This is a genomic window from Mangrovitalea sediminis, from assembly GCF_002514725.1.
Classification (GTDB): domain Bacteria; phylum Pseudomonadota; class Gammaproteobacteria; order Pseudomonadales; family Oleiphilaceae; genus Mangrovitalea; species Mangrovitalea sediminis.
In genome coordinates, this window is the sequence record NZ_NTLB01000001.1 from 909,063 (window position 1) to 922,088 (window position 13,026).

Sequence of the window (13,026 nt, forward strand, 5' to 3'; positions counted from 1 at the left end):
CAAAAACGGCTAAAACCGGGCGTTCCCATGACTGTGCTGTCCTCACTGATCGAAATCTACCACGACCCCATGTTCCTGAAGCTGCCGGTTGCCAGCCTGGCGCTCGGTATTGTCGGCTTCCTGCTCTTCTCTTTGCCCTGGACCCTGCTGGCGATACTGGATCCGGCCTGGGCAAGGCCCTACCGGATACAGGACAAGCCCTTCGACGCCTTGCGCTATCTGCCGGAAACGATCCGCCGCATGACCGTCAACACCCTGGTGGTCGCCGGACTGCTGGTGCTGGCCTGGCCGCTGTTACGCCTGTCGGGCATCCACGACGGACCTCGTCCGGCGTGGTATGTCTTTGTCTGGCAAATCGTTTTCTTCGTGTTCCTTGACGATTTCCTGTACTACTGGATGCATCGCTGGATGCATGAGAACAAGTGGCTCCTGCGCCATGTCCATGCCGTCCACCACCAGGTCCGCAACCCCTGCGCCCTGGCCGGCAATCATTTTCACTGGATGGAACTGGCCATGACGTCGGGCCTGGTACTGGTCGGCCCGATTCTCGTTGGAGCCCATGTCGAGGTGGTTTACTTGTGGGTCCTGCTTCGCCAGCTGGAGGCTGCAGACGGGCATACCGGCTATCACTTTCCCTGGGATCCCCTGCACCGGCTGCCGCTCTATGAAGGTGCGGCGTTCCACGACTTCCACCATGCCCGCTTCCAGGGGAACTATGCGGGATTCCTGCCACTGTGGGACCGTATTTACGGTACCTACGTGCCCCAATATCTACATTGGCGTCAACAACATATCGGTGAAGGCGGCCTGGTTCCACCGCCACCCGGCGAGCCCAAGGTAACGCCGGGGCGCTGAAACCGGCACACGATTCCCGCTATAATCGCCCACGACTACGCCTCCCGACGGTAACGCCGCCGGGAGGCTTCCCGTTTTCGTGGACCCCCAGCATGACCGCAGCCGACAATCCGGGCGTCAACACCCGCAATACCATCCTGTTCACAGCCATGCGCCTGTATGCAGAAAAGGGGCTGCAGGGCGTATCCTTGCGCAGTATCAGCAGCCAGTCCGGCACCCGCAACTCGGCAGCGGCCCATTACCACTTCGGAAACCGGCTGGGCGTCATCGAAGGCGTTATCACCCTTATCCTGGACTACCTCCGGCCCGCTTTTGAAAAAGGTATCAGCCAGGTGGAACAGCAGCCGGCCCCCAGTCTGCGCGATATTGTTCAGGCGGTCTTTTCACCTTACCTGGCGTTGAGCGTTCATCCGGAGTGGGGACGCTGGGCCCTGCGCTTCATGGCGCATCTGCATACCGACAACTCCCCGGAAATCGCCGCCATCCTCAACCGGCATTTCCGCCTCGACATGGAACGGATCGAGGCTCTACTCCACCGCGTTCGTCCCGATATACCCAGAGATTTGCTACGCATCCGTCTCGCCTTCTGTCTCGTAAATGTCGTGCATGGCAGTGCGGAGGTGGACCTTCTGGTCGACACGCCTTTCGGAAATATTCGCCCAGACGACATGACGCTGTACAATGCATTTCTTGATTTTTTGGAAGGAGGTCTCGGCAAACCCTGCCCGCCTGCGGTGTGATGGCGATTTCGCCATTTCAGGCGTGCCGAGCCGGCCACCTCAGCCCCTGGACCGGGGTGTACAAAAAGTGGCCAAACCGAAGCCGTCCTTCTATCCTGGATTGGATAGAAAGGTGTCATACATGAGATACAGCTCGCTGGGTGTCGGCTCAACCAATCCGACAGAAACCATCCTGGGCTACCAACGCCAGATCGTTTACCACATCCACTTCTGGACGTTGATGGTTGTGGCTCCATTGTTCGCCATCCAGCTGGGGGAAGGCCACACCCTGCTCTCGCTGCTCCTGGCCCTGTTCTGCCTGAATGCACTGGCCGTTATCGTCATGTTACGCCGATACGACCTCTATCTTTTCCAAGGCCGCTCCTTCTCCCTGTTCGCCGCCGCTTGCACCGTCTATTCGACGTATCTTAACGGTCACATCGGCTTGTTTTGGGCCTATCCATCAATTACCGCCTTCTTCTTCCTGCTGAGTATGAGGGAGGCGACCGCCCTGAACCTGGTTTTCCTCGGCAGCATGATCATTGTGTCCTACTATCGCTTCCCCGAGGACGAATTCTGGCGCATTACCTTTTCCCTGACCCTAACCGGCGTCTTTGTCTCTATCTTCGCCTGGCTGGTGGGCCGGATGCAGAGCGAGCTCACCATCATCGCCAGTACCGACCCCCTGACCGGCTGCCTGAACCGCGCCCAGATGGAGCACACGCTGCAGATGCAAAAGCAGTTGCATGAACGTTATGGCCGGCCCGCAAGCATCATTCTGCTGGATCTCGACCACTTCAAGGCGATCAACGATGAATGGGGCCATGTAAAAGGGGACGAACTTCTCAGGGCCAGCGCGGTGCGCTTACAGAAGCATCTACGTGACAGCGACAGGCTCTTCCGCGTCGGCGGCGAGGAGTTCCTGGTTGTGCTTCCGGAAACCGATGCCGCAGCGGCCGAAGCAGTCGCCGGTAAACTGCTGGACGTTATTCGCAGCCCCGCCTTCGACGACGACATTCAGGTGACGGCAAGCGCCGGCGTGGCCGAGGTCCATAGGGGAGAGTGCAATTCCGCCTGGTTAAACCGGGCGGACAAAGCCTTGTACAACGCCAAGGATGGTGGACGCGACCGAGTGCTGCGCGCGCCACAGCCGGCAGCCGGAACACCATCCCCTCAACCCGGCTAAGCCGGAATCCGGCCCAGGCGCTGGTATGCCTGCCAAACCCGGTCCGGAGCCTCAAGGTGTGGATAGTGACCAATATTATCGAGCCGAATGACAGATTCGGAGCCCAGTAACGCCGCATACCGGTCCGCCATCTCCCGCCCGGAGACAGGGTCGGCCATCCCGGAAATCAGGGTCAGCGGCTGCTTTGCCCGCTGCAGGGCTCCCACCCAGCGATGCCGGTGGCAACGACGTTCCTCCATATAGCGCATCAACCGGTGTATGACGCCACGCCCGTTGTTGTAAAGGAGCAACTGCCAGAACGCCTCCAGATCCTCAGGCGACGGACGGGTGTCCGGACCGAAAATCTTGGTCAGGTTGTATTCGAATACCGGGCGCGTGATACCCCGGCTGGCGAGGCCACCCAGGGGGCCGGCCAACAGGCGCTGGATAAGAATGGGGCGGTGTACCTCCGGAAACAGGGCGCCATTGAGAAAACAGACACTCGCCAGCCGGAACGGCAGCTCTCCTTCCTGCTCCCGTGCCAGCATTTCCTGTGCCACGCTACAACCGTAATCGTGGGCCAGCACCTGCACTTCGGTTACGCCAAGCTGTTCAAGCCAACCCTGGTGCAGATCCGCCTGGTCGACAATGCTGTAATGGTAGCGTGGCGGCTTGTCGGAGAATCCAAACCCGATCATATCAGCCGCCAGTACCCGATAGTGCTCCTGCAGATAGGGCCAGAGGCGATGCCAGTCCCAGGAAGCCGTTGGAAAGCCATGGAGCAAAAGCAGCGCCGGCCCGTCGCCCTCCATACGGCTGAAAATGGCATGGGGACCGTAACTGAACCATTTCCCGCTGTGCTGCCAATGTTCCAGAGCCGTATCGCCTCCGAGCCCGGAGTGACCCTGGATACCTCGAGAAATCTCAGACACCTTGTCCATGCAAAGCTACCTGTCCCTGTGGGCGAATAGTGGGTTAAGGAACCTTTGAATACACCGATACGCTATAAGTTCAAACCGGAAAACGTCTGCCCCCTCTCCGACCGGCCACCTGACCCATTTCGTCACACTGTAAAGGAAGGTTTACAGTTTTTTGGCACCTGTCATCGACTACCGGCACCAACACCTCCGGAAAAATCATGACACCAAACGGTAAGGTCGACAAAACAGCTACATTCTCAAGGCGTTAACGTTAAAAATCCGTGACGAAAGTTAATTATTACGACAAGAAGCCGTGCCTGGCAGAGGAATTGCTTTATTAAACGCAGGCGACGCTGTGCCGCCACAACTGTAAAAAAAGGCTAACAGGTGACCAAGATGCGAGCAGTATCTGATAGCAGCAACCAGCGGGCAGACGCCAATACGCGCCTTAATCGCCTTTACGATCTCAAGCAACAGCAACTGCTGCGCGCTCAAGGGCATAGCGACAGCCTGCTTTACCGGGTTCTCAACGCTGAAGCCGAAGCCATCAGCGATGCCCTGAAAGACCATCAGCAGGACACCCCCTGATAGCCGACTTCTCCGGTGGTGTCCCGCGAGCGCTGCATAATGGCTCGCTCGATGAGCCATAGCCGGTCTTGCCCCCAGGCACGCGTATCGCCATAGCGGAAGGCCGGAACGCCCCAGAACCCCTGTTGATAGAGGTCCTCCAGGTTTTTCTGCGCCCATTCCGTCCACACCGTGTTGCCCAACTGGCGACGTGCCTCTGCCCAGTCCAGCCCCGCCCGCTCCACAACGCACCGCAACCCCGAACGGGTTGAAATATCGACTCCCTCGGCATAGACGCCCCGCGCGACACTCAACAGATAGTCCACCGCCCGCCCCTGTTCCCGGGCATAGTCAAAAAGTTGATAACAGCATTCGACGCCCGCACCGAGAGGATCTGCCGTGAACCCGAAGGGAATACCGGCTTTTTCCGCCTCCCGCTTCGCATCCAGGAAAATATAAAGCGTCTTCGAGCGGGGCACACGCAATCCCCGCATCACCATCGGCAGCACCGGCCGGACATCGAGCGATAGTCCGTAATGGTGGCACAACTGTGCAGCCTTCTCGAGACCGAGATAGGAATAGGGGCTGCGGATGGAAAAATACATTTCAAGCGGCAGGTCGCGTGCCGCCTCGCTCAGGTCATCGGCATGTCCCAAGAGGCAGAAATCCCGTTCCTGACGGTTATATCGCACCTGCATACCCGGGCAGCGATTCCGCCCTTCGTCCAGCAAACGCTGCTCCAAGTGACCAAGCCGGTCCAACCCCCAATACCACTCGCCACCAAAATACACCATGCCACTGCCGTAATGCCCCCACTGCGTCAGCAAGGCTTCGTTCCGGCTCATATGCTCCCGCACCTGCAGCGGCTGAGCCGGCGTTATCCCCGACGGCGTCCCGGCGTGCCCGGCCCACAGCGCTTCGAGCCGAGACGGCAACTGGCCGAGGAAATCCTCACCGGCGTCAGCCCTGGCGATCAATTCCGCTTCCAGCGCATCGACCCGGTCGGACGCCGGAAACGCGTCAGCAGCTTCGAAGCGCAAACCGTAAAGCGCCGCCAGCGACTGACAGTCCCTGACGGCATTGAGTTGCCATAATTCCGGTTCCGGGAACATTGCAGCCGGGAGTTGCCGTACCAGATAGCAGCGCACCGTGACCCGATAACGGCGCTGAAGGTCGCTCAAGACCTGCGCCAGCAGATAACTGTATGGGTCGCTGAGTTTCAGGAAGACGTGCAGGACAGCACCTCCCTGCTCCTTCCGGGAAAACCAGTGGCGGCGCAATTGGCGGACTTCGCGGCTGGACAGCAGCCGGGCGAGCCAGGGCTGAAGCTTTCTGACCAGAGGATCGACCGGCTTCATGGATACCTCGCATCCCTCGATAGGCGGGCCGCTTCCCAGCACACCCGTATAGAGACCGTCACCCCGATGCCAGCATCGACGGCCACCTGGTAACACATTGAAATATAAAATATCACGAAACTCATACAGGCCTCCCGCCAAACGCCTGTGCAGCTGCTAGACTACCTTTTAACGATACTCCGTGCCATCTGCGTTCGGATCAAAGAGTGCAGTGGCCGACCGCTCATTGCATGACAACACGAAGGCAATACATTCATGCGCCAGGCAGTTCCCGTGCACAGGCTATTCGGGCCGGGCTCTTTTCGATTTGAGCCCCTATGCTGAACCGCGCCAACTGGTCCATTCGCGTCGCGATTCCAGCCATTATTTCGCTCGTCTTTCTGGTCCTCCTGACCGTGCTCTCACTGCACTACTGGCATGTGACCTATGGTAACGCTATTGCCGAAAGCACCCGTATCAATACCCACGAATTCCTGGAACTGCGCGACAGGCTCCTAAAGAACATCCAACGGGCTGACGCCGAGAGCATTCGCCACCTGTTCAGTCATCCCGACAAGGACAGTAACCTGGCACGCATCGCGTTACTCGATGCCCGGGAAAACACGCTTTACAGCAACGATCCCGGCCTGACGGGAAAACGTTTCGTGTCGGGCGATACCCCACAGAACCGGCGCCTGCAAGCCGCTTTACTCCAGCCGGATTTACAAAGCCTGCGCGAGGGGAGCCGGCTGACGCTGAGTATTCCAATATCCGCCCACGGCACGCCGGAGATTCTCGTCGCCGACGTCAACCTGCAACCGGCTATCCAAACGGCCTGGCATAGCGCCACGCAATCCATCGGCCTGTTCTGGCTGGCCGGGTTGTCGATTCTCGGTTTGCTGTTGCTGCTCCTGCAGCACCTGATCGTCCGCCCACTGGCGCAACTGGAAGAACGGGCCCGACTCATCGGTGAGGGCCAGGAACTGCCTCCCGCCAAGATACCGATGCTGCGCGAACTCAGCCACCTGATGACGCGCCTCGACGCCATGCACCATCAGACCGCCACTTCCATGCAGGCGGTCCAACGGAGCGAGCGACACTACCGCCAGCTGTTCGAGGTGGCACACGAAGGTATCTGGGTTATGGACTGGCGCGGCGTGACCCTGATGGCCAATCCGAGCATGGCATCGATGCTGGGGCTGACGACGCAGGAAATGACCGGCCGGCACCTCTACGACTTCCTGGACGACGCAGGCATCGAACAGGTCAAGGCGATGTACGAGCATGGGGGGGAAGCTGTTCATCAGGACGTGCGGGTTTTCGACATTCAGGGCCATTGCCACAGGACGCTGGTATCGACCCGCGCCATCTACGATGAGGAGGGGCGATACAGCTCAACGATCGCCAGCGTACTCGACCTGACCGAGCGATATGCAGCGGAAGAGGAGGTTCGCCGCCATGCATACTTCGACTCGCTGACCGGCCTGGCCAACCGCACGCTGCTCTTCGAAGAGCTGGAGCAGGAAATGGCCCGCGCCCGACGCCATGGCCATCAGGACGCCCTGCTCTATATCGACCTGGATCAGTTCAAGGACATCAATGATTCACTGGGTCACGACACTGGCGATCGCCTCCTGCAGGATGTGGCCCGCCGTATCCAGTCGATGATCCGCCGGGAGGATAGCCTGGCACGGATCGGCGGCGACGAATTCGTGCTCATCATGTGCGAGGTCGGGCCGGATGACGACCAGCTCTCAACCCGCGTCCAGACCATTGCCCGGAACGTACTCGGCGCCCTAAGGCAACCCTTCCGCATCGATGCCAACAGCCTGCATATCTCGGCCAGTATCGGCATCACCCTGTTTCCCCGCGGGGACACGACGCCGAGCGACATCTTCAAGCAGGCCGACACCGCGCTCTACCAGGCCAAGCGCGAAGGCCGTAACCGAATTGCATTCTTCTCCCATGAAATGCAGGAACAGGCGACCGAACGCCTTAGCCTGATCAACCACATGCAGCGGGCGCTGCGGGAAAATCGCTTTTCACTCCATTACCAGCCCCAATACAACAGCGATGAGCATCTGGTCGGCGCCGAAGCCCTGCTACGCTGGCAGGACCCTGAGTTGGGGCAGGTTTCTCCCGCACGTTTCATCCCGGTCGCGGAAGACAGCGGACTGATCATCGATATCGGCAATTGGGTGATCGAGGAAGCATTATCAACGCTGTCCCGATGGCTGGAGCGCGGCATGCCGCCTCACTTCAACCGACTCGCGATCAACATCAGTACCCAACAATTCCAAAGCGACCATTTCGCCATCGACCTTATTTCAGCCTGTCGCCGCCATAAAGTGCCTCACCATTGGCTGGAGTTGGAAATTACCGAATCCATCTTTATCGACCGGGCCGACCAGGCCCTGCACCAGATCCAAACACTCAAGCTCGCCGGCTTCCGTTTTGCCCTGGACGACTTCGGTACCGGATACGCCTCGCTGAGCTATCTCAAGCGGCTACCACTGGACAAGCTGAAGATCGACCAATCCTTCGTACGCGACATCGACACCGACGTCAGCGATGCCTCCATCGTCGAATCCATCATTGCCATCGCGGCTCTGTTCCGGCTGACCGTTATCGCCGAGGGTGTAGAGACGCCGCGACAACTGCAGTTCCTCAAGGAGCACGGCTGCGTGCTTTATCAGGGCTATCACTTCAGCCCACCATTGTCGCTGGACGACTTCGAACAGCTGTTTTACGCCCCCAACGGGATCTCATCCAAACCGCATCGCTTGTCGTAAACAGCAGACGACACCCGTTCGGCGATCACCGCCCGGCTTACTGGGCTTGCCTCTCCGATCGGGGTAGACTGTATGTTTGCCTCGCCACGGCGCTTAGTGCGACATGGCCGAAGCCCGAATTCGAGCCGAGAAGCAATGACCGAAAATCTGGATTTACTGGCAGACCGTTACCGCGAAATTATCACCGGGATCGGCGAAAACATTGAGCGTGACGGACTGCGCGATACGCCCGAGCGCGCGGCCAAAGCCATGCAGTTTCTGACGCAAGGCTACGCCACCGACCTCGACGGCGTCGTCAACGGCGCCATTTTCGAGTCGTCCACAGACGAAATGGTGGTGGTTCAGGACATCGAACTCTATTCGCTGTGCGAACACCATTTACTGCCCTTCATCGGCAAGTGCCATATTGCCTATCTGCCGAACGGCCGGGTGCTGGGGCTGTCCAAGTTCGCGCGCATCGTCGATATGTTCTCGCGCCGGTTGCAGATCCAGGAAAACCTGACCCGCGAAATCGCCGATGCCATCCAGCAGGTAACCGGTTCACGCGGCGTCGCGGTCGTGATCGAAGCCAAGCACATGTGCATGATGATGCGCGGCGTGGAGAAGCAGAATTCCGTCATGAGTACGTCGGTTATGCTGGGAACCTTCCGCGAGTCGCAAGCGACCCGCCAGGAGTTCCTCACGCTGACCAGCCGACGTTAGGGAACCTTCATGAGCCTGAATTTCGACAGAATGGCGACCATCAAGGTCAAGAACCTCCGACTGCGGACCTACATCGGTATCAAGGAAGAGGAAATCAACAACCGCCAGGATGTGATCATCAACGTGGTAATTCACTACGATGCTGGCGCGGCGGTTCAGGAAAACGCGATTGACTCGGCTCTGAACTATCGCACCATCACCAAGGAAATCATCCGCCACGTGGAGAACGGCCGTTTTGCCCTCCTTGAGCGCATGACCCACGAGGTACTGGCCATCGTGATGGAACATGAGGGTGTTTTGTCGGCACAGGTGGAAATCGACAAGCCTTTCGCTTTACGCTATTCGGACTCCGTTTCGGTCAGCCTGTCCGCACGCCGGGACTGACCTGCCCCACCCCAGGCAGGGCGGCCGACCTCCTTACAGCTCGATTATTTCCGAAGAGGTGCCCCATGCCTGTGGACCATCCTGACGAGTTGCGCCGCATCCTGACCGACATCCGCACGCTGGCGCTGGTGGGTGCCAGCGACAAGGAAAACCGTGACAGCTATCGCGTTATGGCCTATCTGCAGGGCCGTGGTTACCGGGTCATCCCCGTCAGCCCGAGACTTGCCGGTAAAACCCTGTTAGGCGAAACGGTCTACGACTCGGTCAGCGCCATTCCGGACGCCATCGACATGGTCGATGTTTTTCTCAACCCCTCGCGCCTCGCACCGGTCGTCGATGAAGCCATCGCCAGCAAGGCACGGATTCTCTGGCTGCAACTGGGAGTCATCAATGAGGCCGAGGCCGCACGCGCCGAGGCGGCAGGTATGACGGTCGTCATGGACCATTGCCCGAAGATGGAGATTCCCCGTCTCGGTGTACCGCCAATCCGCTAAAGTCTGCCAGCCAAGCCTGCGCGGCGGCGTCGAACAGGGCCAGGTCGCGCCAGTCGTCCGGTCCTGCCGGCCGCGACAGCGTCCCGCGTAAAAGCCTTCCACCAGCCGCATCCAGGCCAGCTTCCAGCATCAGGTTATCGGCCATGCCGAAATGTTCGACCGCCAGCCCCTGGGCATCGACAACAGCCCCGGCCGCCGCGCGCTCGGCGTAATCACGACAATCCAGCGTATAGGCGATAACGGGTATACCTCGGGCGAGGAAAAAGCCCAACTCGAACACCGTACCAGGATCAGCGCTGGGACCGCGGAACGGCGTCAGGTTCACCAGGGCACCATCCGCCTGCATCATCAATTCGCGATTGGCCGCGTAGATAGCCTTTCCCCTGGCCATCGGCGACGCCGGCAGGATCTCGGCATTATCCAGGGGAAACAACCCCCGCAGACCATATCCTGCCAGCAACTCGCACTTTGCCGCACCGACAGCAACAGCGTCCGGCAGGAACACTTCGGGACCGGCCAGATAGAGACTGTGCACCGGCTGGGATACTCTGGGATAAACTGGCATATTCACCTATCAGGGAACCACGACTGGAAACGTCGACACAGGATTCACCGAATGCAGAAAATCCGCAACTATCTCTCCGGCGCCTTTCTTGCAGGCCTGGTCATGCTGCTGCCCATCGTCATTCTGGCGATGCTGTTCCGCTGGCTGTTCCGCCTGATCACCCAGCAGATAGCCCCGCTGACGGACATCCTGACACAGCATACCCAGATTCCCGCGCTGCTCAGCGATATCCTGGTCGTACTGATCATTGCCCTGTTGGTGCTGATGATCGGCGTCCTGGCCCGGACCACGATGGGAACCTACCTGCATGGGCTGTTCGACCGCAATATGCAGCGCCTTTTCCCCGGCTACCAGATGGTCCGGGAAATCGTGCAGCAGCTGTTTGGCGATCGCGCCAACTCTCCCTTCGCCAACGGCACCGTTGCCCTGGTCAAACTCTATGGCCCCAGCGTGGAGCTGACCGCCACCGGGATCGTCACCAGCCGTCATGACGACGGCAGATTCACGGTCTTCGTGCCGACAGGGCCCAACCCGACAACCGGGTTCATCTATCATGTGAGCGCAGACCTGGTGGAACTGCGCCCCGATATCAAAGTGGAAGCGGCACTTCGCACCGTGATCGCCTGTGGTGCGGGTTCGGCGCGGCTGCTATCGCCCAAGCCGTCATCAACCGACAAGGAGGATTCCCATGACCACGCTACATGATTTCACCCTGACCGCCATCGACGGGAGCGCCATGCCCCTGGACCAGCTGCGCGGCAAAACCGTATTGCTGGTCAACGTGGCCAGCGAATGCGGCCTGACACCTCAGTACCAAGGCCTGGAAAACCTCTACCGTGAGTTCGCCGATCAGGGACTTGTCGTGGTGGGCCTGCCCTGCAACCAATTCGGCGGACAGGAACCGGGCACCGAAGCGGAAATTGCCGCCTTCTGTCAGAGCCGTTTCGATGTGACCTTTCCGATGACCGGCAAGATCGAGGTCAACGGCGCGGGGCGACACCCGCTGTATCAGTGGCTGATCGGTGACGGTGACGATATACGCTGGAATTTCGAGAAATTCCTGGTCGATAGCCATGGGCGGGTCGTGGAACGTTTCGATCCTCGTACGACACCCGAAGATCCAGCCTTGCGGGAAAAGCTGACGGCAACGCTGGCCGCCGCGTCATAGAACAGGGTCAACTGACCCGATTGGGCGGCTAGCGACGTGACAGGACACCCCTCCCCAGTCGCACCGGAATCCGGCAATCCCTCCCATGGCGCGGGATTGCCGTCCTGTCGCCGAAATGGCGCTGTCATGATCTTTTACAACAGGACCTGAGATAATTTCGGGCAAAATGGTTCAACCCTTGAACTCATTGGTCTTTTCCTGACTTTTGGTACAAGCCTTGCGGGAGATAACGGCGTAGTCGCGACGCAGCATCACAATACCGGTATCGACAGCCTGCAAGGAGGTCCACCATGTCCGACACTGTGCTTTCGCTCGCCAAGATCCTGTTTGCCCTGACCGTATTCATGGTGGCGTCGAGCCTGGCCAACGCCACAGCCCCTGTCACACCTCAGTCGGCGCCGGCCCAGATCGCTCGCTGAATGGGATGGCCCTCGGTCCGAACGGTCGAGGGCGTCACCCGGCAAACAAACTCACCGATCTGCTGAAGGGCTTCGCGCCCTTCCGGCAGGAGGCCGGCTGCAAACTGCCAGACGTGGAACATCTCCGGCCAAACCTGTAAGTCCATCTCGACACCCTCCCCGCGAGCCCGGACGGCAAAAGCTTCACATTCCGCCGACAGCGCTTCGTCGGCACCCACTTGCACCAACAAGGGGGGCAGGCCGGCGATGTTGCCGAAAAAAGGGGACACTCCAGGGTGGTCCAACGGATGCTCTCCTGCGTACTGACGCGCCAGATAGCGGATACGCTGGGCTGAAATCAGGGGATCGCGGGCTCTGGCGGGGCTGTTGGCGGCCTGCTCACAGGTAAGATCCAGCCAGGGTGACATGGCGACGACACCGGCTGGCCCGGGAAAGCCCTGATCGCGTAGGCGCATGGCGGCAGATATCGCAAGGCCGCCACCCGCGGAGTCTCCCGCCAGCACGATCCGGGAGGCATCGACACGCCGATCCAGGAGATAGCGGTAGGCTGCGACGGCATCCTCCAACGCAGCCGGGAAGGGGTTTTCCGGCGCCAACCGGTATTCCAGCATCATCACCTGGGCTCGAGCCGCCTGCGCCAGACGTCCGGCCAGTTCCAGATGGGTACGGTTGGAACCGATGACATAGCCGCCACCGTGAAAATACAGAATGACCCGCGCATCACACTGCCGTCCATGAGCCAGCCAGTGGGCCTTGAAACCATCGAGACAGGTGGGGGCGACATCACAACCCTGCAAGGGACGGACAAGCAGGGGAGCCAGGCGGGAGCATAAACGGTAGGCAACCATCCGGTTGGGCACACAGCGAATGCCCCAGCGAATAGCCTGTTTCAGCACAACGACACGGTCCATGACAGACTCCCGGGGCATCTGCGCACCC

The 13,026-nt window shown here is 59.7% G+C and carries 15 protein-coding genes; 11 read left to right on the plus strand and 4 right to left on the minus strand.

Annotated features, from left to right (window positions below):
- The first annotated feature begins 27 nt into the window (after positions 1 to 27).
- From CLR77_RS04310 to CLR77_RS04320, 3 genes are all read left to right on the plus strand, one after another.
- Positions 28 to 855 carry a sterol desaturase family protein gene (locus CLR77_RS04310; RefSeq protein WP_158227114.1) on the plus strand — a complete coding sequence of 276 codons (828 nt, stop codon included), beginning with the start codon at positions 28 to 30 and terminating at the stop codon, positions 853 to 855.
- Positions 856 to 947: 92 nt separating this feature from the next.
- Positions 948 to 1,595: a TetR/AcrR family transcriptional regulator gene (locus CLR77_RS04315; RefSeq protein WP_097459325.1), complete on the plus strand. Its 648-nt coding sequence runs from the start codon at positions 948 to 950 to the stop codon at positions 1,593 to 1,595.
- A gap of 121 nt (positions 1,596 to 1,716) precedes the next feature.
- Positions 1,717 to 2,760: a GGDEF domain-containing protein gene (locus CLR77_RS04320; protein ID WP_097459326.1), complete on the plus strand. Its 1,044-nt coding sequence runs from the start codon at positions 1,717 to 1,719 to the stop codon at positions 2,758 to 2,760.
- Here CLR77_RS04320 and CLR77_RS04325 read toward each other — a convergent pair.
- On the minus strand, positions 2,757 to 3,680 hold the full coding sequence (locus CLR77_RS04325; protein WP_097459327.1) for an alpha/beta fold hydrolase: 924 nt from the start codon (positions 3,678 to 3,680) through the stop codon (positions 2,757 to 2,759). The genes CLR77_RS04320 and CLR77_RS04325 overlap by 4 nt on opposite strands.
- 375 nt (positions 3,681 to 4,055) lie before the next feature.
- On the opposite strand from CLR77_RS04325, the gene CLR77_RS04330 reads away from it, so the two are divergent.
- On the plus strand, positions 4,056 to 4,247 hold the full coding sequence (locus tag CLR77_RS04330) for a hypothetical protein (protein ID WP_097459328.1): 192 nt from the start codon (positions 4,056 to 4,058) through the stop codon (positions 4,245 to 4,247).
- Here the strand turns inward: CLR77_RS04330 and CLR77_RS04335 are convergent.
- Positions 4,229 to 5,584 carry a DsbA family protein gene (locus tag CLR77_RS04335; RefSeq protein ID WP_097459329.1) on the minus strand — a complete coding sequence of 452 codons (1,356 nt, stop codon included), beginning with the start codon at positions 5,582 to 5,584 and terminating at the stop codon, positions 4,229 to 4,231. The two genes, CLR77_RS04330 and CLR77_RS04335, sit on opposite strands and share 19 nt — an antisense overlap.
- Before the next feature lie 317 nt (positions 5,585 to 5,901).
- On the opposite strand from CLR77_RS04335, the gene CLR77_RS04340 reads away from it, so the two are divergent.
- The 4 genes from CLR77_RS04340 (at position 5,902) to CLR77_RS04355 (ending at position 9,935) form a co-directional block, all read left to right on the plus strand.
- Positions 5,902 to 8,355, plus strand: a complete 2,454-nt coding sequence (locus CLR77_RS04340; protein WP_097459330.1) for a putative bifunctional diguanylate cyclase/phosphodiesterase — start codon at positions 5,902 to 5,904, stop codon at positions 8,353 to 8,355.
- A 135-nt stretch (positions 8,356 to 8,490) separates the two neighbouring features.
- Positions 8,491 to 9,057 (plus strand): GTP cyclohydrolase I FolE, encoded by a 567-nt coding sequence (folE, locus tag CLR77_RS04345; RefSeq protein WP_097459331.1) that lies wholly within the window; start codon positions 8,491 to 8,493, stop codon positions 9,055 to 9,057.
- Positions 9,058 to 9,087: 30 nt separating this feature from the next.
- The gene (gene folX / locus CLR77_RS04350; RefSeq protein ID WP_227519824.1) at positions 9,088 to 9,441 is read left to right on the plus strand and encodes a dihydroneopterin triphosphate 2'-epimerase; all 354 of its coding nucleotides are present in this window, start codon (positions 9,088 to 9,090) and stop codon (positions 9,439 to 9,441) included.
- 65 nt (positions 9,442 to 9,506) lie between these two features.
- Positions 9,507 to 9,935 carry a CoA-binding protein gene (locus tag CLR77_RS04355; protein ID WP_097459333.1) on the plus strand — a complete coding sequence of 143 codons (429 nt, stop codon included), beginning with the start codon at positions 9,507 to 9,509 and terminating at the stop codon, positions 9,933 to 9,935.
- Here the strand turns inward: CLR77_RS04355 and CLR77_RS04360 are convergent.
- Complete coding sequence (locus tag CLR77_RS04360) at positions 9,877 to 10,500, minus strand: nucleoside 2-deoxyribosyltransferase (protein WP_097459334.1); 624 nt, start codon at positions 10,498 to 10,500, stop codon at positions 9,877 to 9,879. The two genes, CLR77_RS04355 and CLR77_RS04360, sit on opposite strands and share 59 nt — an antisense overlap.
- A gap of 51 nt (positions 10,501 to 10,551) precedes the next feature.
- On the opposite strand from CLR77_RS04360, the gene CLR77_RS04365 reads away from it, so the two are divergent.
- The 3 genes from CLR77_RS04365 to CLR77_RS20415 all read left to right on the plus strand — a co-directional run bounded on the left by CLR77_RS04365 (position 10,552) and on the right by CLR77_RS20415 (position 12,087).
- The gene (locus CLR77_RS04365) at positions 10,552 to 11,205 is read left to right on the plus strand and encodes a DUF502 domain-containing protein (protein ID WP_097459335.1); all 654 of its coding nucleotides are present in this window, start codon (positions 10,552 to 10,554) and stop codon (positions 11,203 to 11,205) included.
- Positions 11,189 to 11,668 carry a glutathione peroxidase gene (locus CLR77_RS04370; protein WP_097459336.1) on the plus strand — a complete coding sequence of 160 codons (480 nt, stop codon included), beginning with the start codon at positions 11,189 to 11,191 and terminating at the stop codon, positions 11,666 to 11,668. The genes CLR77_RS04365 and CLR77_RS04370 overlap by 17 nt, the downstream gene beginning before the upstream one ends.
- A gap of 290 nt (positions 11,669 to 11,958) precedes the next feature.
- Positions 11,959 to 12,087: a hypothetical protein gene (locus CLR77_RS20415; RefSeq protein ID WP_264754671.1), complete on the plus strand. Its 129-nt coding sequence runs from the start codon at positions 11,959 to 11,961 to the stop codon at positions 12,085 to 12,087.
- Here CLR77_RS20415 and CLR77_RS04375 read toward each other — a convergent pair.
- Positions 12,057 to 12,998: an alpha/beta hydrolase gene (locus CLR77_RS04375; RefSeq protein WP_097459337.1), complete on the minus strand. Its 942-nt coding sequence runs from the start codon at positions 12,996 to 12,998 to the stop codon at positions 12,057 to 12,059. The two genes, CLR77_RS20415 and CLR77_RS04375, sit on opposite strands and share 31 nt — an antisense overlap.
- Between the last annotated feature and the right edge of the window lie 28 nt (positions 12,999 to 13,026).

What these genes read in the sequence shown, in the direction of transcription:
- folX (WP_227519824.1), top strand. Translation starts at nt 9,088, where the DNA reads ATGGCGACCATCAAGGTCAAGAACCTCCGACTGCGGACCTACATCGGT.
- folE (WP_097459331.1), top strand. Translation starts at nt 8,491, where the DNA reads ATGACCGAAAATCTGGATTTACTGGCAGACCGTTACCGCGAAATTATC.
- CLR77_RS04365 (WP_097459335.1), top strand. Translation starts at nt 10,552, where the DNA reads ATGCAGAAAATCCGCAACTATCTCTCCGGCGCCTTTCTTGCAGGCCTG.
- CLR77_RS04370 (WP_097459336.1), top strand. Translation starts at nt 11,189, where the DNA reads ATGACCACGCTACATGATTTCACCCTGACCGCCATCGACGGGAGCGCC.
- CLR77_RS04375 (WP_097459337.1), bottom strand. Translation starts at nt 12,998, where the DNA reads ATGGACCGTGTCGTTGTGCTGAAACAGGCTATTCGCTGGGGCATTCGC.
- CLR77_RS04360 (WP_097459334.1), bottom strand. Translation starts at nt 10,500, where the DNA reads ATGCCAGTTTATCCCAGAGTATCCCAGCCGGTGCACAGTCTCTATCTG.
- CLR77_RS04340 (WP_097459330.1), top strand. Translation starts at nt 5,902, where the DNA reads ATGCTGAACCGCGCCAACTGGTCCATTCGCGTCGCGATTCCAGCCATT.
- CLR77_RS04310 (WP_158227114.1), top strand. Translation starts at nt 28, where the DNA reads ATGACTGTGCTGTCCTCACTGATCGAAATCTACCACGACCCCATGTTC.
- CLR77_RS04325 (WP_097459327.1), bottom strand. Translation starts at nt 3,680, where the DNA reads ATGGACAAGGTGTCTGAGATTTCTCGAGGTATCCAGGGTCACTCCGGG.
- CLR77_RS04315 (WP_097459325.1), top strand. Translation starts at nt 948, where the DNA reads ATGACCGCAGCCGACAATCCGGGCGTCAACACCCGCAATACCATCCTG.
- CLR77_RS20415 (WP_264754671.1), top strand. Translation starts at nt 11,959, where the DNA reads ATGTCCGACACTGTGCTTTCGCTCGCCAAGATCCTGTTTGCCCTGACC.
- CLR77_RS04320 (WP_097459326.1), top strand. Translation starts at nt 1,717, where the DNA reads ATGAGATACAGCTCGCTGGGTGTCGGCTCAACCAATCCGACAGAAACC.
- CLR77_RS04335 (WP_097459329.1), bottom strand. Translation starts at nt 5,584, where the DNA reads ATGAAGCCGGTCGATCCTCTGGTCAGAAAGCTTCAGCCCTGGCTCGCC.
- CLR77_RS04355 (WP_097459333.1), top strand. Translation starts at nt 9,507, where the DNA reads ATGCCTGTGGACCATCCTGACGAGTTGCGCCGCATCCTGACCGACATC.
- CLR77_RS04330 (WP_097459328.1), top strand. Translation starts at nt 4,056, where the DNA reads ATGCGAGCAGTATCTGATAGCAGCAACCAGCGGGCAGACGCCAATACG.